This is a genomic window from Bradyrhizobium sp. Kon10 (genome assembly GCF_055807395.1).
The window spans coordinates 1-238 of record NZ_JBVVOZ010000394.1 but is presented as its reverse complement, the minus strand read 5'-3'; the positions used below and the strand labels follow the sequence as shown (position 1 = coordinate 238).

The following is a 238-nucleotide window of genomic DNA, read 5'->3' as shown; positions in this document are numbered from 1 at the left end:
GGCTAAAGTCTTTCCGGCAATGATAGCCGCCATGCTGATTGTTATCATGCTGCAGGTGCGATCCTTCTCGACGATGGCCATGGTGATGCTGACGGCGCCACTTGGCCTCGTCGGCGTCGTGCCGATGCTGCTCACCTTCAACCAGCCCTTCGGATTCAATGCCATTCTGGGCATGATAGGACTGGCCGGCATCCTGATGCGCAACACGCTGATCCTGACCGAACAGATCAAGGAGAAC

1 protein-coding gene is annotated in these 238 nt (G+C 56.7%); it reads left to right on the top strand.

The window, feature by feature from the left end; all coding sequences use genetic code 11:
- Window positions 1-238, top strand: a 238-nt coding sequence (locus tag AC0L2O_RS37490) for a hypothetical protein (protein WP_473373283.1), incomplete at both ends; no start/stop codon positions are given.